Here is an 18,734-nt window from a genome sequence, read left to right on the forward strand (position 1 = left end):
TTCAATTGAAACCACTGGTGGAAATGAAATCGACATCGGTCTTGGGCTCGGCGCGCATCAGGTGCTCGATCACCTGGTTGAGCGTGCGCCCCTCGAACAGGATGGCATGCAAGCCTGCTACCAGCGGCATGTACACCTGCACTTCCTGGGCCTTGGCCTTGAGCACTTTCAGCGTGTTGACCCCTTCGGCGACCTCGCCCAGGCGGTTGACCGCCTCCTCCAGGCTCAGCCCCTGGCCCAGGGCGTGGCCGACCTGATAGTTGCGGCTCTTGGGCGAGGAACAGGTAACGATCAGGTCACCCACACCCGCCAGGCCCAGGAAGGTCATTGGGTTGGCCCCCTGGCTCACGGCGAAGCGGGTCATCTCGGCCAAGGCGCGGGTGATCAGCATGCTCTTGGTGTTTTCGCCCATCCCCAAGGCCACGGCCATGCCGGCGATGATGGCGTAGACGTTCTTCAGCGCACCGCCCAGCTCGACGCCGAAACGGTCGCTGCTGGCGTAGACGCGGAACGTGCGGCCATGCAGCACCTCCTGCACGCGCTTGCAGAGCGCTTCGTCCTCACTGGCCACCACGGTGGCAGTCAACGCGTGCTCGGCGATCTCGCGGGCCAGGTTGGGGCCCGACAGCACGCCGATGTGCGCCCCGGGTGCGATCTCCTCGAGGATCTGGCTCATCAGCTTGAAGGTATGCGCCTCGATGCCCTTGGTGAGGCTGACCAGGCCCTTGCCACGCAACAGTTCGGCGTGGGGCGCCAGCACGCTGCGCAAGGCACTCGAAGGCAAGGCCACGAAGATCAGCGCGCAGCCCTGTAGCGTGGTGAGCAGGTCGTTGACCGGCTGCACGCCGTCGTGCAGGCGGATGCCCTTGAGATAGCGCGGGTTCTCGCGATTGACGCGCATCGCTTCGGCCTGGGCCGGATCACGCATCCACTGGCGAACCGGATGGCCATTCTCCGCCAGCAGGTTCGCCACGGCGGTGCCGAAGCTGCCGCCTCCAAGAACCGCAACAGGTTGCTGTTCAGTCATATCCAATCCGTTTACCAATAAAAATAAGTGGCGACCTGCGCATTATACGGGGCACATGCGACAGAACCAGTATCGCGTCGCAGGGCGTGGGGGCGGGCCTGCCCGGCGATGCGGCAATTCGCCAGCCGCCGATCACTGGCAAAAGCCACGCGGTCGGTTAACATGCCTGACTCATCCCTGAAACAAGGCCGTTTCGTGTTCCCTGGCTCGCCTCCTTATCCGCGCCTGTTGCTGCTGACCGCCCTGCTCGGCGGCCCGACCATGGCCGACGATCTGTTCATCGACAACCAGGACCTGCCCCAGGTTCTGACCGCCACGCGCCTCAAGCAATCCCCGGCGGCAGTGCCGGGCAGCATGACCGTGCTCGACAGCGAGCTGATCCGCGCCAGCGGTGCCCGTGACATCCCCGAGTTGCTGCGCCTGGTACCCGGCATGATGATCGGCTACGGTGCCGGCAACCAGCCGACGGTCAACTACCACGGCAGCAACGTCAGCGACGCCCGGCGCATGCAGGTGCTGATCGATGGCCGCTCGGTGTACCGCGCGGGCCTCGCTACGGTGGACTGGAGCGACATCCCCGTGGCCATGGAGGATATCGAGCGCATCGAAGTGTTCCGCGGTCCCAACACTGTCAGTTACGGCGCCAACGCACTGATGGCGGTGGTCAACATCCTCACCCGCAACCCCGCCGACAGCCATGGCACCCGCGTGAAGATGACCCGAGGCCAGGATGGGATCAACGACTACTACGCCAGCCAGGGCTTTGGCTGGGACAGTGGCGACTTGCGCTTGTCGCTGTCGGGCCAGCAGGACGACGGCTTCGACGAGGACCAGTTCGGCCGCGACTACCGCGACAGCCGCCGGGCCAACCGCATCAACATCAATGCTGTGCACAGCCTGGCACCCAACCAGACGCTGGATTGGCAACTGGCGGCAAAGGAAGGCAGCAACCAACGGCCGTATACCTACCAACCGGTGTTCGGCAACTATCGGGCCGGCGACAATGCCGACGTCAACGCCAAGGACTATGCCGGTTCGGTACGCTGGAACATTGACTTTGACCCAGAGCACAGCCTGTACATTCAAGGCTCGGCCCAGCACTTCGACCGCCAACAGGTCTGGCGGGCCTGCGATGCCGCCATCGCCTTCAGCCCGGAACTGACCCAGATGTGGCGACTTGACCCGAACTTCACGGAAAAGGTCGCGCGCAACCTGCACACCGGTAACCTGCCCACCACCAGCGACCCGACGCTTGCCACGCTGATGAGCCAGGTGCGCAACCAGTGGTCCAACGGCGGTCGCAACACCATCTGCGGCGACGTCGACCAGAGCACCCGCGAGACCCGCTACGACCTGGAGATCCAGGACACCCTGAGCCTGACCGACAGCCTGCGCCTGGTCAGCGGCCTTAACTACCGCTACGACCGCGCCGACTCGCAAACCTACTTCAACGGCAGCCTCGACGACCAGACCTGGCGCCTGTTCGGCCAGCTCGAGTGGCGCGCCAACGAACACTGGATCCTCCAGGGTGGCGCGATGTACGAGCACTCCCAGCTGTCGGGCAACTCGCTTACCCCACGGGTCGCGGTGAACTACCTGATCACCCCGCGCCACGGCTTGCGCGCTGTCTACTCCGAGGCGATCCGTTCACCGGACATGTTCGAGAACAACGTCAACTGGAGCTACACGGTCAAGAGCCTCACGCCCAACCTCTACGGCCTGCAGAACGGCGAATACTTCGTCAAGACCCGCGGCCCCGGCAACCTCGACCAGGAGCGCATGCGCTCGCGCGAACTGGGCTACAACGGCTACTTCACCGACCTCGACCTGAGCATGGACGTGAAGTTGTTCTACGACGAGATCACCGGGATGATCAGCGAGCCGTTGAAGAACAATCAGTTCATCGCCAGCAACGCCAACAAGGCGCGCTTCACCGGCAGCGAGGCACAGTTCGACTGGCGCGCCACCCAGCGCGACCGCCTGCGCGTCACCTATGCCTACGTCGACGCCTGGGCCAGCAACCCCAACGACCGGCGCCTGAGCGCACGCAACAGCGGCTCGGCCGGCTGGCTGCGCGAGTGGGGCCAGGGTTGGTCCAGCGCACTGTTCTATTACGGGGACGATGCGCTCAACCAGTACCGCTACGAACGTGTCGACCTGCGCCTGGCCAAGCGCTTCAAGGTCCAGGGCAGCAACCTGGAACTGGCGGCCCTGTGGCAACAGCGCTTGGATGACGAGCCGGTGACGCTGGAGCAGAACCGCTATGACAGCCGCCACCGCCTGAGCGTCAGCGCGGAGCTGGACTTCTGATGATCGGCCTGCTGCGCTTGCTGCTGCTCTGCCTGCTGCCACTGGGATCGCTGTCCGCCAGCGAGATCCTGCTGGTGGGCGCGGAAGATCAGCCAGGCATCCGCAGCTTCGCAGCCGCCCTGGAAAAACGCCGGCCGCAGGACCAGGTACGCTTCCAGACCGTGGCGCAATTGCCTCGCCCTGGCCAGTTGAAGAGCGACACCCGGTTGATCCTGCTTGACGGTCCGGCACTGGACTGGCGACTGGGTGAAAGCGCCGGGCCGCCAGCGCTGGCCCTGCGGGTCAGCCGGGTTCAGGCCGAACAACGCCTGGGGGCCTCACGTCCGGCATTCCTCAGCCTGCTGTGGAGCGATCCGCCGCTTTCGCGGCAACTGCGCCTGGCCCGCTACCTGTTGCCGCAGGCACGGCGGATCGGCGTGCTGTACGGTGAGCACAGCCGATTCCTGCTCGAAGAGTTGCGCCAGGCCGCTGCGGCGCAAGGGTTGGAGATCGTCGCGCAGGACTGGCCCGACCTGCGCGACAGCCGTCCGCTGCAACACCTGCTGGGCAACAGCGATATCCTGCTCGGGCTCGACGACCCTGAACTGTACAACTCGAAGTCCGCGAAGAACGTGCTGCTTAGCAGCTACGCACGGCAGATGGCGCTGATCGGCCCGAACGTCGGTTTCGTTCGCGCCGGCGCCCTGGCCAGCACCTTCAGCGACCAGGATGACTGGTTGAGCGTGCTCGGCCACCTGCTCGACCAGCCGCCGGCCCGCTGGCCGCGCAGCCTCTACCCCACCCACTTCGGCGTCAGCGGCAACCAGCAGGTCGCCCGCGCCCTTGGCCTGGAAGCGATCGACCCGGACGCCGCCGCCCTGGCCGTGGCCGAAGGAGAAACCACGCCATGAGCAAACGCCTGAGCTGGGACATTCATACCCGCACCCAGATCATCAGCCTGGGCCCTGCCCTGCTGCTCACCTTGCTGCTGATCAGCTTCTTTACCTTCGTGCGTATCCAGGACTTGCGCCAGGAGCTCAACCACACCGGGCAACTGATCGCCAACCAGCTGGCCCCTGCCTCTGAATACGGGGTGATCTCGGGCAACAACGAAGTGCTCGACAGCCTGATGCGTGCCACCCTGAGCATCCCCCATGTGCGCTTCCTCGAAGTGCAGGACAGCCGCAATCACATCCTGGTGTACGTGGAGCAGCCGGACGAAAGCCTCAATCGCGCGCAACGGGTAGAAGTGTTCCAGGCCCCCATCCGCCTGCAGCAGATCCGCCTGGACAACGATTTCCTGCTCGGCAAGGCACCGCCACCGACCATCGGCGACGATTACCTGGGGCGGGTGATCGTTGGCATGTCCGACGACGCCTTCAGCCAGCGCCAGCAGGAAATCGTGATCAAGGCTGCCATCCTGGCGCTGTTCGCGCTGTTGTTCACCTTCCTGCTCGCACGGCGCCTGGCCATGAGCCTGTCGAAGCCGATCAGTGACATGGGGCACGCGGTGCGGGCGATCCAGCAAGGTGACTTCAATGCGCCGCTGCCGGTGGTCGACGACAGCGAACTGGGCCATCTGGCTCGGCACATCAACAACCTGGCCAGCGCCCTGGACCAGGCCGCCCACGAACAGCAACAAGCCATGGGCCAGTTGATCCAGGCCCGCGAGGAAGCCGAACAAGCCAACCGCGCCAAGTCGGACTTCCTGGCCATGATGAGCCATGAGCTGCGCACGCCCATGAACGGCGTGCTGGGCATGCTGCAACTGCTCGAGACCACCGAACTGACCAGCGAGCAGACCGAGTACACCGCAGTGGCCAGCGAGTCCACCGGGCATCTGCTCAAGGTGATCAACGACATCCTCGATTTCTCGCGGATCGAGCGCACCACGCTGGAGCTCGAACACATCGACTTCAACCTGGGCGAGCTGATCAGCAGCAGCGTCCAGTCGTTCCAGCACACCGCCCAGCAACGCGGTCTGGACCTTCATCTGCAACTGCCACCGGGCGGCGACCACCTGCAGGTGGTGGGCGACCCGACGCGGATCCGCCAGATCCTGTTGAACCTGGTGGGCAATGCCCTGAAATTCACCGAGCGTGGCGAAGTGGCAGTGGAGGCACGCTGGCAGGTACTCGACCGCCAACTGCTGTGGTTTACCTGCACCGTACGCGACACTGGCATCGGCATCGACAGCAACCGCCTGGAAATGATGTTCGTGGCCTTCCAGCAGGCCGACAGCTCGATCTCGAGACGCTATGGCGGCACCGGCCTGGGCCTGTCGATCGCCCGCACCTTGGCCGAGCGCATGGGCGGCCAGTTGCGCGGCGAAAGTCGCGAAGGGCTTGGCTCGACGTTCACCCTGGAAATGCCATTGGCGCTGGCCGCCGTACCGGCCAGCCTGGTGCCCGGCACGGCGCTGGATGCGCCTGGCGGCAGTGAGGGGGGGCGGATCCTGCTGGTGGAGGACAATCCGGTCAACCAGAGCGTCATTGAAGCCATGTTGCGCAGCCTGGGCTACGAGGTCAGCCTGGCCATCGATGGCGCCCAGGCGGTCGAGCAGGTAGGCCAGCAACGCTTTGTCGCAGTCCTGATGGATTGCCGCCTGCCGCACGTGGATGGCTACGAGGCGACCCGGCGCATCCGCCTGCTGCCACGAAACGCCGACCTGCCGATCATCGCCCTGACCGCCAGCGCCCAGCAGGGCGACCGTGAGCGTTGCCTGGCGGCGGGCATGAACGATTACCTGAGCAAGCCGTTCAAACGTACCGACCTGCAGCGCGTCCTGCGCCGCTGGTTGCCCGGTCAGACAACCGCGACTGGCGATAAATGCTAAAGTGCGGCAGTCTTAGGGACTGGACAGGACCGCCGCTGGGCCTGAAAATAACATTTCAGTGCACACCTGTACTCTTTTTGCCAGGTGCGCTGTGACTTTCACCACAACGCAATAGTCTACCTGTAGGCTGCCGCCCCAGATGCAAAGCGCTTCGGGCCGGCCGGGAAGATTCATCCCCTGCCACAGGGGGTTATTGAGGAGCTCGCATGACCAAACAAAACGCCTTTACCCGGGAAGACCTGCTGCGCTGCAGTCGCGGTGAGCTGTTCGGCCCCGGTAATGCGCAACTGCCCGCCCCGAACATGCTGATGGTCGATCGCATCACCCATATCAGCGAGGAAGGCGGCAAGTTCGGCAAAGGTGAATTGGTCGCCGAGCTGGATATCAATCCGGACCTGTGGTTCTTCGCCTGCCACTTCGAAGGCGACCCGGTGATGCCAGGCTGCCTGGGCCTCGATGCCATGTGGCAACTGGTCGGTTTCTTCCTCGGTTGGCAGGGCCTGCCGGGCCGTGGCCGTGCGCTGGGTTCGGGCGAAGTGAAATTCTTCGGCCAGGTACTACCCACCGCCAAGAAAGTCACCTACAACATTCACATCAAGCGCGTCCTGAAGGGCAAGCTGAACATGGCCATCGCCGATGGCTCGGTCAGCGTCGACGGGCGCGAGATCTACACCGCCGAAGGCCTGCGGGTCGGCGTGTTCACCTCCACTGACAATTTCTAAGGGTTATTCGCATGCGCCGCGTCGTGATCACTGGTCTGGGCATCGTATCGTGCCTGGGCAATGACAAAGCTACCGTCACCGAAAACCTGCGCAACAGCCGTCCGGGTATCCGTTACAACCCGGAATACAAGGAAATGGGGCTGCGTAGCCAGGTTTCCGGTTCCATCGACCTGAATCTGGAAGAGCTGATCGACCGCAAGGTCTATCGCTTTGTCGGCCACGCCGCCGCCTACGCGTATCTCGCCATGCAGGACGCGATCAAGGACTCCGGCCTGACCGAAGAGCAGATCTCCAACCCGCGCACCGGCCTGGTCGCCGGTTCCGGTGGCGCCTCCACGCTGAACCAGATGGAAGCCCTGGACACCCTGCGCGAGAAAGGCGTCAAACGTGTCGGCCCGTACCGTGTCACCCGCACCATGGGCAGCACCGTGTCGGCGTGCCTGGCCACTCCGTTCAAGATCAAGGGCATCAACTACTCGATCTCGTCGGCCTGCGCCACCTCCGCACACTGCATCGGCACCGCCCTGGAGCAGATCCAGTGGGGCAAGCAGGACATCGTCTTCGCCGGCGGTGGTGAAGAAGAGCACTGGAGCCAGTCGTTCCTGTTCGACGCCATGGGCGCCCTGTCGACCAAGCGCAACGAAACCCCTGAGCTGGCCTCGCGCGCCTACGACGCCGACCGTGACGGCTTCGTCATCGCTGGCGGTGGCGGTATGGTGGTGGTCGAGGAGTTGGAACACGCCCTGGCCCGTGGCGCCAAGATCTACGCCGAAATCGTCGGCTACGGCGCGACCTCCGACGGCTACGACATGGTCGCCCCGAGCGGCGAAGGCGCGATCCGCTGCATGCAGCAGGCGCTGTCCACCGTCGACACCCCGATCGACTACCTCAACACCCACGGCACCTCCACTCCCGTCGGCGACGTCGCCGAAATGAAGGGCGTGCGTGAAGTGTTCGGCGACAAGGCACCGAAGATCAGCTCGACCAAGAGCCTCTCGGGCCACTCGCTGGGCGCCGCGGGCGTGCACGAGGCGATCTACTGCCTGCTGATGATGGAGAACAACTTCATCGCCGGCTCCGCCAACATCGACGAGCTGGACCCGGAAGTTGCCGACCTGCCGATCGTGCGCAAGACCGAAGACGCCAAGCTCACCACCGTGATGAGCAACAGCTTCGGCTTCGGCGGCACCAACGCCACCCTGGTGCTCAAGCGCTGGGAAGGCAAGTGATCGCTTGATCCGCTGAACGAAAACGCCCCGGCCTTGGCCGGGGCGTTTTCGTTTCTGCGCCCCCCTCTTTGCAGGAGCAGGCGAACCAGACGACACGATGCATGGCACCGACTACGTCGGTGCTCCCAGGCAAAGTCGGCTCCTACAGGGAGCGTGCGGCCTTCAAACCGAGAACCGCTGCACCAGGGTATTGAGGTCAACCGCCAGCCGTGACAGTGCCTGGCTGGCCGCCGAGGTCTGCTCGGCCCCCGCTGACGACTGGTGCGCCAGGTCTCGGATGGTGGTCAGGTTGCGGTCTACCTCCCGCGCTACCTGGGCCTGCTGCTCCGACGCACTGGCGATCACCAGGTTGCGCTCGTTGATCTGGCCGATAGCCCCGGCGATTGCCTCCAGTGCCGCACCCGCCGCATGGGCGCCATCGAGCGTCGAGCGGGCCTGGGCATCGCTGTGCTGCATCCCCTGCACCGCGCGCTCGGCCCCCCCGCGAATGGCGACAATCATCTGTTCTATTTCGTGAGTGGACGTCTGCGTGCGGTGAGCCAGCGCTCGCACTTCGTCGGCGACCACGGCGAACCCGCGCCCGGCCTCACCGGCCCGGGCCGCCTCAATGGCTGCGTTGAGCGCCAACAGGTTGGTCTGCTCGGCGATCGAGCCGATCACATCCAGCACCTTGCTGATGTCGTGCACCTGCTGGGCCAGCCGACCAACCTCCTCGGCATTGTCCGCCACACCACTGGCCAGCGCTTCGATGGCGGTCACCGTGGCCTGGACCTGCTGACGCCCCTCCCGGGCGATGCGATCGGACGCCTGAGATGCCTCGGACGTCGCCACGGCATTGCTGGCTACCTCCTCCACCGCGGCGGTCATCTGGTTGACGGCAGTCGCTGCCTGCTCGATCTCCTGGCTCTGCTGCTGCAAGCCACGCGTGGCGTCTTCGGTCACCGCGCTGAGCTCTTCGGACGCCGAGGCCAGCTGGCTGGCTGAGTCGGATATCTGCCCAATGGTACCGCGCAAGCTCTGCTGCATACTCTTGAGCGCCGCCAGCAGGCGTGCGGGCTCGTCATCCCCCTGCACGACGATCTGCGGCGTCAGGTCACCCGTGGCCACCGTCTCAGCCACCTGCAGGGATTGTCCCAGCGGGCGCACGATACTGCGGGTCAAGGCCAGCGCCAGCACCACCGTGAGGGTCAGGGCGATCACCAGCAGCACCCCTACCCAGACCTTCGCACCGTTGTACACCGCTTCGGCAAGGTCGGTGGCGGTATTGGCATGGTGGTTGTTCAGCTCGATCAGTTCGTTGAGCGCCGCGGTCATCTGGTCGGCGATCTGGTTGATCTCGCCATTGACCAGTGTGGCCGCCGCGTCGATGCGGCCTTCGGTGGCCAACTGCACCACCTGGCCCTGCAAGGCCATGTATTGGCGCTCCAGCCCCTGGTAGCGGTCGAACAGCGCACGCTCTTCAGGCAGCACGATCAACGCATCGTAGCTCTGCTGGGCCTGCACCAGGCCGGTCTTGATCTCGTCGATGCGGGCACGGTTCTGCTGTTGCGCGACCGGGTCGGTGTTGACCAGCAGCCTCAGGGTGAGGGCGCGGATGCGCAGCATGTCCTGGGTCATCCGGCCCACCGAGATCACGCTGGGCAGCCAGTTGTCATCCACCTGCTCGGACTGCTGGCGCATGCTGGTCATTTGCTGCAGCGCGAAACCACCCAGCGCCACCACCAACAAGGCCATCAGACCAAAGCCCAGGCCCGCGCGGGGGGCTATGTTCAAGCGTCTAAGGCTCATTCCAGGCTCCTTCCCGAAGTGTGTAGATCCATCGCCTATTGAAGGTATCGGGCCGCCGTGAAATTGCGTAAGACAAAAACGCGATATCAAAGCGCCACTTACGCCACACTCTCGCTATTTTGCGGATTTTGGCAGCACACTCAGGAAATTTTCCCTCGCCACTCGCTGCGCGACCGGTGCCGGCAATGCGTCGAGAAAAGGTTCGAAGTCCTGCATTTGCTCGGCCAGGCTGGCGAATCTCCCAACCACATCCGAACCCAGCATGAAACGCTCGGGGAAACGTTCGACCAGCGCCACCCAGGCCTGGCTGGGCTTGCCCTGCTCATCCAGCAGGTAAGGTCGCAGCACGCTCCAGGACAAGTCCACGTACAGGTTGGGGTAGTCCTCCAGCAACCGGGTGAGCACTGGCAGCAGGAAATCCATCCGCGTCTGGTGGCGATGGATCTCAGCGCTGGTGCCGGCATGGGCCCAGATGAAGCGAGTGTGCGGATGATTGCGCAGGGGCTCCTCGATCTCGGCCAGGTACAACGGGTTGCGCTCGCGCTTGGAGGTGATGTTCGCATGCAGCAGCACCGGCAGGTCGCGCTCGGCGGCCAGGTGGTAAATCCGGGTCATGGCTTCGTTGTTGGCCCGCGGCGTATCGCCGCTGGTTAGCGCCGTGAGATCGTCGTGTCGGGTGAAAACTTCGCCGATACCCTGCCAAAGGCCTGGGTAGAGTTCGAGCACCCGCTCGATATGGCTGACGGCATTCTTGTCCACCGGATTGAAGCCGCTGAGGAACGGATGAAAGCGTCGGCGCTGCTCGGGCGGCAGCTTCTCCAGGGCCGCGGCGACATATACGTCGGTGGCGCTGTACCAGTAGGCGTCGGCATCGTCGCCCGCGTAGTAGCGCGGGCGCTTGGGCTCGTCCTCATGCCATTTCTTGGCCACGGGAATCCCCGAGATCATCGATTGATCCACGCCCGCCGCGTCCATTGCCGCCAGCAGCGCCGGCATGCCTTCGGTCTCCTGGAAGAAATCCACATAATGCAGGTGCGCGTCGCTGTAGCGATAGTCACGCCCCAGAGCCGCCTGGCACAGGCAGCCAGCCAGCAACAGGCAAGCAAACATCCGCACGATCATCGCAGGCTCCATCCTCTAGCCGGGAAAGAGTAGACCTGATACCGGCGGCAGCGGTTCAGCCATGGCCCGCGAACCGTTATGCTGGGTGCCAGTCCCGCCCACCCGGAGCACATCCCATGAGCAGCCCCCTGGTCATCCACCCTCGCGCCGAATCGGTCGAGGGCCAGCCGATCCTGCGCCCGCTGCCCTCGGCCCAATGCCGTAGCGTTGGCCCGTTCGTGTTCTTCGACCACATGCTCGAGACCGAATACGCGCCGGGCAGCGGCATGGATATCCGCCAGCATCCACATATTGGCCTGTCGACCCTCACCTACCTGTTCGAGGGCGAGATCCAGCACAAGGACAGCCTGGGGTCGGACCAACGTGTTCTGCCGGGCGAGGTCAGCTGGATGACTGCGGGCGCCGGCGTGGCCCACGTCGAGCGCACGCCCGCCGACGTGTTGCGCAAGGGCTCGCGACTGCACGGGCTGCAGGTCTGGCTAGCCTCGCCGCGTAACGCAGAGCAGGGGCCGGCCAGCTACAGCCACCACCCTGAGGCCAGCCTGCCGATCAGCGACAACCTGGACGTGCGCATCCGCATGATCGCCGGTAAGGGTTTCTGCCTGGAATCACCGGTGCCAGTGCTCTCCCCTACCCTTTATGCCTACGTGCACATGCAGGCGACCACCACGCTGGCCATACCCAACGAGCACCCCCAGCGCGCACTGTACTTACTGGAGGGCGAGTTAAAACTCGATGATACAGAGGTCGAGCCATGCAGCCTGATCGTGCTGCCAGAAGGTGAAGAGGTGGTCTTGTATGCCGAGGAGGAGTGCCAACTGGTGTTGATCGGCGGCGCGCCGCTGGATGGGCCACGACGGATGAACTGGAATTTCGTGGCCAGCGATCCGACATTGATCGAGCAAGCGCGGGCGCGCTGGGCGGCCGGGGACTGGCCGACAGTGCCAGGGGAGCACGAGCGGATCGAATTGCCGCGCTAGGGCGACGCTTCGCCGGCAAGTCGGCCCTACTGGTGTCGTAGGAGCCGACTCACCGGCGAAGACGCTAGCCTTGGAACACTTCCCTGAGCAGATTGTGCATCGAGCGGAACGCCCGCTCAGACGTACGCCGGTCGTACTGCATCTTGCCCGGCACATTGGCGTTCGGGTCCGTGAACGAATGCACCGCCCCGCCATAGCTGAGCAACTGCCAGTCGACATTGGCGGCATTCATCTCGTCCTCGAAAGCCGGCAACTGCTCTTTCGGTACCAGCGGGTCGGACGCACCATGCAGCACCAGAACAGAGCCCTTGATGCGCTTGGCGTCTTCTGGGTTCGGGGTGTCCAGCGTGCCATGGAACGACACTGCTGCCTTGAGATCAGCACCAGTACGTGCCAACTCAAGAGCGCAGCAGCCGCCGAAACAGAAACCGAAGGTTGCCACCTTGCCCGGTGCCAACAGCGCCTTCGACTGGCCCACCAGTTGGGCCAGCGCTTCCTTCATGCGCTTGCGCAGTTCGCCGCGATCGTTCTTCAGCGGCATCATCGCCGCACCTGCTTCGTCGGCATTGGAAGGGCGCACCGACTGCCCGTAGAGGTCGGCGATCAGTACCACATAGCCTTGCTCGGCCACTTCCTTGGCGATACGTTCGGCGCCCTCGCCGATACCCATCCAGTTCGGCGCCATCACCAGGCCTGGCTGTGGCAGCGCGCCCGGGGTATGGACCAGGCGGCTTTCATAGGCCTTGCCGGACAGGTGATAAACCAGCGACTCGACGATGACCTTGCTCATTCAACACTCCTTGGCTTGCACGGTTGTGCGAATTCTAGACCGTATTGCCCTTTTCACGTGGCAAGCCCGCCTTTGCAGGCTAGCTGTGCGCAGAAAAGAAAAAGCCCGCCGAAGCGGGCTTTGTTTGCATCAACTCAAGCAGACAGCTCGACCAACAGCTTGTTCAGCCGACGAACATAGGCCGCCGGGTCCTTCAGGCTGTCACCGGCCGCCAGCGCCGCCTGATCGAACAGGATGTGCGACAGCTCGACAAAGCGGTCTTCGCTCTGCTCGCCATCGAGCTTCTCGATCAGCGGGTGGGTCGGGTTGAACTCGAAGATCGGCTTCGAATCCGGCACCTTCTGCCCGCTGGCCTCGAGGATCTGCCGCATCTGCAGGCCCAGGTCCTGCTCGCCGATGGCCAGGATCGCCGGGGAGTCGGTCAGACGGTGCGACACACGAACTTCAGCAACGCTGTCGCCCAGCGCGCCCTTCAGGCGCTCGACCAGGCCCTCTTTATCCTTGGCGACTTCTTCCTGGGCTTTCTTGTCTTCCTCGGAATCCAGCTTGCCCAGATCCAGGTCGCCGCGAGCGACGTCAACAAAGGCCTTGCCATCGAACTCATTGAGGTAGCTCATCAGCCACTCGTCGATGCGGTCGGTCAGCAGCAACACTTCGATGCCTTTCTTGCGGAAGACCTCCAGATGCGGGCTGTTCTTGACCTGGGCGTGGGACTCTCCGGTCAGGAAGTAGATCTTGTCCTGGCCTTCCTTGGCACGTGCCAGGTAGTCGGCCAGGGCGACGCTCTGCTCGCCACTGTCGTCCTGAGTGGAGGCGAAGCGCAGCAGGCCGGCGATCTTCTCCTTGTTGGCGAAGTCCTCGGCCGGGCCTTCTTTCATCACTTGGCCGAAGTTCTTCCAGAAGCCCTTGTACTCCTCGGGCTTGTCCTTCGCCAGCTTCTCCAGCATGTCCAGCACGCGCTTGGTCAGCGCATTCTTCATCGAGTCGATGATCGGGTCTTTTTGCAGGATCTCGCGGGAGACGTTCAGCGACAGGTCGTTGGAATCGACCACACCCTTGATGAAGCGCAGGTACAGCGGCAGGAACGATTCGGCCTGGTCCATGATGAACACGCGCTGCACGTACAACTTCAGGCCGCGTGGCGCTTCGCGCTGGTACAGGTCGAACGGCGCACGAGCCGGAACATAGAGAAGCGAACTGTACTCGAGCTTGCCTTCGACCTTGTTGTGGCTCCAGGACAGCGGGTTCTCGAAGTCATGGCCGATGTGCTTGTAGAACTCCTGGTACTCCTCGTCCTTCACTTCGGTGCGCGGACGGGTCCACAGGGCGCTGGCGCGATTGACGGTTTCCCACTCCTGCGCCGGCTGCTCCTCGCCTTCGGCGGCCGCTGGCTGCTCCTTCGGCAGCTCGATCGGCAGGGCGATGTGGTCGGAGTACTTCTTGACGATGTTGCGCAGGCGCCAGCCATCGGCGAACTCGTCCTCGCCCTTCTTCAGGTGCAGGACGATGCGGGTACCGCGCTCTGGCTTGTCGATGGTGGCGACTTCGAACTCGCCCTCGCCTTTCGACGACCAGTGCACGCCTTGCGCAGCTGGCAGACCGGCGCGACGACTGAACACGTCGACCTTGTCGGCGACGATGAACGCGGAGTAGAAGCCCACACCGAACTGACCGATCAGGTGCGAATCCTTCTTCTGGTCACCGGTGAGGTTCTTCATGAAGTCGGCGGTGCCGGACTTGGCGATGGTGCCCAGGTGCGCGATGACGTCTTCGCGGCTCATGCCGATGCCGTTGTCCTCGAGGGTGACGGTATTGGCGGCCTTGTCGAAGCTCACGCGGATCTTCAGTTCCGCGTCGCCTTCGAGCAGATCGGGCTTGGCCAGGGCCTCGAAACGCAGCTTGTCGGCGGCGTCGGAGGCGTTGGAGATCAGCTCGCGCAGGAAGATCTCCTTGTTCGAATACAGGGAATGGATCATGAGGTGCAGCAGTTGCTTCACCTCGGTCTGGAAGCCCAGGGTTTCTTTTTGAGTCTCCACACTCATGGTCTTCAAACTCCAATCTGTTGGTTGGTGACGCCTGGCGGACAAAAAAGGCCTGCTTTCAATGGCGGATGACCAGCAGATGGGGGCATGGCCGACTATTTCAAGGGCTTTTCGGGTTCTATCTTGAAATGTGCTCGCGCCGTGGCGATGGGCGCCTCGCGATCCCCCTGCCAGGCAGTGATCGCGACATTGGTCACGCGCCGGCCCTGGCGCCACAGCTGGCACTGGGCATAGGTGTCGCGAAAGTGCCCGGCCCGCAGGTAGTCGATGGAGAAATCGATGATCTTGGGAATGCTCGCGCTTTCGCTGTAGATCAACAGGTACAGCGCCGCGGACAGCTCCATGAAACCGGCGATCACGCCGCCATGAATGGCCGGCAGCAACGGGTTGCCGATATTGTCCTGGTTGGCCGGCAGGCGGAACAACAGGTCGTCGCCCTGGCGCTCGCACTCGATGCCGATCAAGCCGGCATAGGGAATCAGCGCCAGCAAGGGCTGGTAGTCGCCGCGCGCATGGGCGGCATTCAATTGTTGACGGACGTCTGCGGGAATCATTCGCGCGGCTCCTTGAGGCTGTTGCCGAAGCGAATACCACCCTTTACCTCGCCCCCCAGGCGCATGAAGGTACCGACCACCTGGCAGATCGGCTGATCAGGATCGTCCTGATAGGCACTGCCCCGGGTGAAGATCACATCGCGGGTGACCCGGTAGCACTGGGCATGGCCATAGATGTCCTTGCCCGCTTCGGCCGGGTGCATGTAGTCGATGCGCAGATCCAGGGTCGGGCACACCTCGAAGCGCGGCAACGCGCACAAGGTGGCCATGCCGCAGGTGGTGTCCATCAGGGTGGTCAAGGCCCCCCCATGCACGGCCCCCGTCTGCGGGTTGCCGACAATGGCCGGCGACCAGGGCAGTACCAGGGTCATACCCTGCGCGTCGGCATGGTGCACGCGCATCCGCAGTAACTGGCAATGTTTCAAGGCTGAGAGAAAACGCTCGGCCATTGCCGTCAATGGAGTCTCGTTCATTGTCCACCGCTGCATAAATTCGGTAAAAAGTCTATATAGGACGGGCAGTTATATATCTGTAACCTTTGTGGAACTTATCCACCCGGGGTGAACTCGAAGGAACAAGTAAAGTTATTCCACCCAGGAGATACACCCCATGCGTAAACCTTTTGCTTTTGCTCTGATGCTGGCCGCTGCCATGGGCCTGGCCGCTTGCGACAAGGCGAGCGAAGACAAAGCCCAGGACGCACAGCAACACGCCGAGCAAGCCCAGGAAAAAATGGGCGAAGCTCAGGATAAGATGAACGAAGCTGCCAAGGAAAACGCCGAAGCCGCCAAAGATCAGGCCGAAGCGCAGCAGAAAGCCGCCGAGGAAGCCGCTCCGGCCACCCCAGCCGCCCCTGCCGAGCCAGCCAAGCAGTAATCGGCCCCATAAAAAAACCCGACTCGCGTCGGGTTTTTTTATACCTGTTACTTTTGATTGAAACGTTTCAGTTGACCGCCCCCGAAGTGTCCCTGGGCAACTCGGTGGGTACATTTTCCGTTGGCGTGAACACCATGACTTCCAGCACATGGGAATGGAATTCGCGGCGATAAAGGATAAACACCACGGCCACGCTCATGACCATGAACAACCAGGGGCTGATGAACCAGCACAACATGACCATACCGAAGTAATAGGAACGCAGCCCGAGGTTGAACTGGTTGGCCGCCAGCGACAGTACCCGCGCCGCTCGCGAGGCGAATGCCCTGCGCTCCTGCTCGCTGACCTGACGTTCGCCGATCATCGGCGCCGACCCCACCAGCACCGCGGCGAAGTTGTATTGGCGCATGCACCAGCTGAAAGTGAAGAAGGCATAGACAAAGACCATCGCCAGGCATAGCAGCTTGATCTCCGACATGCCCTGGGAGGCCTGCTGCACCAACGGCAGGTCGGCCAGCAACGACAAGGCGCGGTCGGATGCACCGAGCACGGTGAGAATGCCGGCCAGGATGATCAGCGTGCTGGAGGCGAAGAACGAGGCATTGCGCTCGAGGTTGCCGATCACGCTGGCATCGGCGATGCGGTTGTCGCGCAGCAGCATGCGGCGCATCCAATCCTCGCGGTACAGGTGCAGCACGCTGGCCAGGCAGGCCGTGTCACGGCCCTTCCAGATGGCGTAGCGGGTGTAGCCACCCCAGCAGATGACAAACCATAGCGCGGCCAGCAGGTTGCCCAGGTTGTTTTGGAGGAAGGTCATGCAAGCATCCCATAAAAGAGAAACAGACCGGCTTTCGACGCCTGGGCTCGGTAAAAGACACGCGACCGAGTAAAAATCGCGGGGCAAAGGCAGCAAAAAACCCCGCTCCTTCACGGAAGCGGGGTTTCGATATCCACCGTTGGTGGGCGCCCTTTGGCTTGTGGCCGGCGCCGACCCTTCGGGCTTCAATCCATCAAGCCAGCGCCTCGCGCGGCTTGCCCAGCATACGATCGCAGACCACGGCAGCGGCCAGAGTGAGCACCGAAGGCACCAACCAAGCCATGCCTTCATTGCTGAACGGCAGGTGAGCCACGGCATCAGGCAATACGTGGGCAAAGCTGCTGCCCTTGATTGCATCGACCACACCGAACACCAGCGACACCAGCATGACCGGCGCCAGGATGCGGGTTGGCGAGTTCCACAGGTCCTTCACGAAGCTCAGGCCCACGACCACGATGCATGGCGGGTAGATCGCCGTCAGCACGGGAATCGAGAACATGATCAACTTGGTCAGGCCCAGGTTGGAGATCACCAGCGAGAAGCCAGCCAGGATCACCACCAGGGTACGGTACGACAGTGGCAGGATCTGGCTGAAGTACTCGGCGCAGGCGCAAGTCAGGCCAACGGCGGTTACCAGGCAGGCCAGAGCGATCAGCACGGCCAGGAAGCCGCTGCCCAACGACCCGAAGGTGTGCTGCACATAGGCATGCAGAACCATCGCGCCATTGGTGGCGTCGGCGGCGATGTCATGACTGCCCGCCCCCAGGCGGAACAGGCTGACATAAACCAGCACCAGGCCCACGCCTGCAATCAAGCCCGCGATGATGGCATAGCGGGTAATCAGCTTTGGCGACTCGACCCCACGCGAGCGGATGGCGTTGACGATGACGATACCGAAGACCAGGGCCCCCAGCGTGTCCATGGTCAGGTAACCATCGGAGAAACCTTTGGAGAACGCAGCGGCAGCGTAGGCAGGCTGAGCCTCGCCAATCGTGCCGGCCGGTAGTGCGAACGCCGCGATACCCAGCACAGCCAGGGCGATGATCTTCAATGGCGCGAGGAAACGGCCCACGGTGTCGAGCAACTTGCCCGGATACATGGACACGGCCAGTACCACGGCGAAGTACACCACGCTGTAGATGAGCAGCGCCACTGGGCTCTCACCGGTCAGCGGCGCCACGCCCACTTCGAACGAGACGGTCGCGGTGCGCGGGGTGGCGAACAGCGGGCCGACCGAGAGGTAGCACACGGCCGCCAGCAGGCCACCGAAGAACTTGCCGATCGGGCTGCTCAGGGCGTCCATGCCGCCACCGACCTTGGCCAGGGCGACCACGGTGATGACCGGCAGGCCCACGGCGGTGACCAGGAAGCCAAGCGCGGCCATCCACACGTGCGGACCAGACTGCAGGCCGACGATGGGCGGGAAGATGATGTTGCCGGCGCCTACGAAAAGCGCAAACGTCATAAAGCCAAGCGCCAGGATATCCTGGCCTTTTAACACTTTCATTTAAGGAAATACCACACTGCTGAAATCGGGAGTCGGAAGGGATTTCCCACAGGATTAAGGGAAATGCTGCCCGGCTTGGTGAGCCAGACCCGTTTAGCGTGTCGTTCCCTTTTGGGGTACGGGCACAGAGTGAACGCGTAGCCTACCTGTTTTGC

Annotated in this window: 16 protein-coding genes and 1 pseudogene; 7 read left to right on the top strand and 10 right to left on the bottom strand. The window is 63.2% G+C overall.

Features of this window, described 5'->3' with window-relative positions; translation table 11 throughout:
- Position 1: 1 nt before the first annotated feature.
- Positions 2–1,027 carry an NAD(P)H-dependent glycerol-3-phosphate dehydrogenase gene (locus tag IM733_RS10465; RefSeq protein ID WP_248920785.1) on the bottom strand — a complete coding sequence of 342 codons (1,026 nt, stop codon included), beginning with the start codon at positions 1,025–1,027 and terminating at the stop codon, positions 2–4.
- Between the two features lie 162 nt (positions 1,028–1,189).
- Between IM733_RS10465 and IM733_RS10470 the strand changes: the two genes are divergently transcribed.
- From IM733_RS10470 to fabB, 5 genes are all read left to right on the top strand, one after another.
- The gene (locus IM733_RS10470; RefSeq protein ID WP_248920786.1) at positions 1,190–3,337 is read left to right on the top strand and encodes a TonB-dependent receptor plug domain-containing protein; all 2,148 of its coding nucleotides are present in this window, start codon (positions 1,190–1,192) and stop codon (positions 3,335–3,337) included.
- Positions 3,337–4,227 carry an ABC transporter substrate-binding protein gene (locus IM733_RS10475; RefSeq protein ID WP_248920787.1) on the top strand — a complete coding sequence of 297 codons (891 nt, stop codon included), beginning with the start codon at positions 3,337–3,339 and terminating at the stop codon, positions 4,225–4,227. The genes IM733_RS10470 and IM733_RS10475 overlap by 1 nt, the downstream gene beginning before the upstream one ends.
- Positions 4,224–6,152, top strand: a complete 1,929-nt coding sequence (locus IM733_RS10480) for a response regulator (protein WP_248920788.1) — start codon at positions 4,224–4,226, stop codon at positions 6,150–6,152. The genes IM733_RS10475 and IM733_RS10480 overlap by 4 nt, the downstream gene beginning before the upstream one ends.
- 206 nt (positions 6,153–6,358) lie before the next feature.
- The gene (fabA, locus tag IM733_RS10485; RefSeq protein ID WP_023631260.1) at positions 6,359–6,874 is read left to right on the top strand and encodes a 3-hydroxyacyl-[acyl-carrier-protein] dehydratase FabA; all 516 of its coding nucleotides are present in this window, start codon (positions 6,359–6,361) and stop codon (positions 6,872–6,874) included.
- A gap of 11 nt (positions 6,875–6,885) precedes the next feature.
- Positions 6,886–8,103, top strand: coding sequence for a beta-ketoacyl-ACP synthase I (gene fabB, locus IM733_RS10490; RefSeq protein WP_248920789.1), 1,218 nt, complete (start codon positions 6,886–6,888; stop codon positions 8,101–8,103).
- A gap of 162 nt (positions 8,104–8,265) precedes the next feature.
- On the opposite strand, the gene IM733_RS25715 is transcribed toward fabB, so the two are convergent.
- From IM733_RS25715 to IM733_RS10500, 3 genes and pseudogenes are all read right to left on the bottom strand, one after another.
- Positions 8,266–9,129: a methyl-accepting chemotaxis protein gene (locus IM733_RS25715; RefSeq protein ID WP_432760421.1), complete on the bottom strand. Its 864-nt coding sequence runs from the start codon at positions 9,127–9,129 to the stop codon at positions 8,266–8,268.
- Positions 9,124–9,891: pseudogene (locus IM733_RS25720) on the bottom strand (MCP four helix bundle domain-containing protein); the annotation flags it as partial. The gene IM733_RS25715 and the pseudogene IM733_RS25720, both read right to left, overlap by 6 nt.
- Positions 9,892–10,005: 114 nt before the next feature.
- Positions 10,006–11,013 (bottom strand): amidohydrolase family protein, encoded by a 1,008-nt coding sequence (locus IM733_RS10500; protein ID WP_432760404.1) that lies wholly within the window; start codon positions 11,011–11,013, stop codon positions 10,006–10,008.
- A gap of 116 nt (positions 11,014–11,129) precedes the next feature.
- On the opposite strand from IM733_RS10500, the gene IM733_RS10505 reads away from it, so the two are divergent.
- The gene (locus tag IM733_RS10505; protein WP_248920791.1) at positions 11,130–11,993 is read left to right on the top strand and encodes a pirin family protein; all 864 of its coding nucleotides are present in this window, start codon (positions 11,130–11,132) and stop codon (positions 11,991–11,993) included.
- 64 nt (positions 11,994–12,057) lie between these two features.
- On the opposite strand, the gene IM733_RS10510 is transcribed toward IM733_RS10505, so the two are convergent.
- The 4 genes from IM733_RS10510 to IM733_RS10525 form a co-directional block, all read right to left on the bottom strand.
- Positions 12,058–12,783 carry a dienelactone hydrolase family protein gene (locus tag IM733_RS10510; protein ID WP_248920792.1) on the bottom strand — a complete coding sequence of 242 codons (726 nt, stop codon included), beginning with the start codon at positions 12,781–12,783 and terminating at the stop codon, positions 12,058–12,060.
- 134 nt (positions 12,784–12,917) lie between these two features.
- Complete coding sequence (gene htpG, locus IM733_RS10515; RefSeq protein WP_248920793.1) at positions 12,918–14,825, bottom strand: molecular chaperone HtpG; 1,908 nt, start codon at positions 14,823–14,825, stop codon at positions 12,918–12,920.
- Between the two features lie 95 nt (positions 14,826–14,920).
- On the bottom strand, positions 14,921–15,379 hold the full coding sequence (locus IM733_RS10520) for a PaaI family thioesterase (protein WP_248920794.1): 459 nt from the start codon (positions 15,377–15,379) through the stop codon (positions 14,921–14,923).
- Positions 15,376–15,852, bottom strand: coding sequence for a PaaI family thioesterase (locus IM733_RS10525; protein WP_248920795.1), 477 nt, complete (start codon positions 15,850–15,852; stop codon positions 15,376–15,378). Before IM733_RS10525 ends, IM733_RS10520 begins: the two co-directional genes overlap by 4 nt.
- 136 nt (positions 15,853–15,988) lie before the next feature.
- Here IM733_RS10525 and IM733_RS10530 point away from each other — a divergent pair, with 136 nt between their 5' ends.
- Positions 15,989–16,255, top strand: a complete 267-nt coding sequence (locus tag IM733_RS10530; RefSeq protein ID WP_248920796.1) for a hypothetical protein — start codon at positions 15,989–15,991, stop codon at positions 16,253–16,255.
- Positions 16,256–16,322: 67 nt separating this feature from the next.
- Here IM733_RS10530 and IM733_RS10535 read toward each other — a convergent pair whose 3' ends face one another.
- Entirely contained in the window at positions 16,323–17,072 is a 750-nt protein-coding gene (locus IM733_RS10535) for a DUF599 domain-containing protein (protein WP_248920797.1), read from the bottom strand.
- 193 nt (positions 17,073–17,265) lie between these two features.
- Entirely contained in the window at positions 17,266–18,579 is a 1,314-nt protein-coding gene (gene brnQ / locus IM733_RS10540; protein ID WP_248920798.1) for a branched-chain amino acid transport system II carrier protein, read from the bottom strand.
- Positions 18,580–18,734 lie beyond the last annotated feature (155 nt).

This window comes from Pseudomonas entomophila (assembly GCF_023277925.1).
Lineage (GTDB): Bacteria > Pseudomonadota > Gammaproteobacteria > Pseudomonadales > Pseudomonadaceae > Aquipseudomonas > Aquipseudomonas entomophila_D.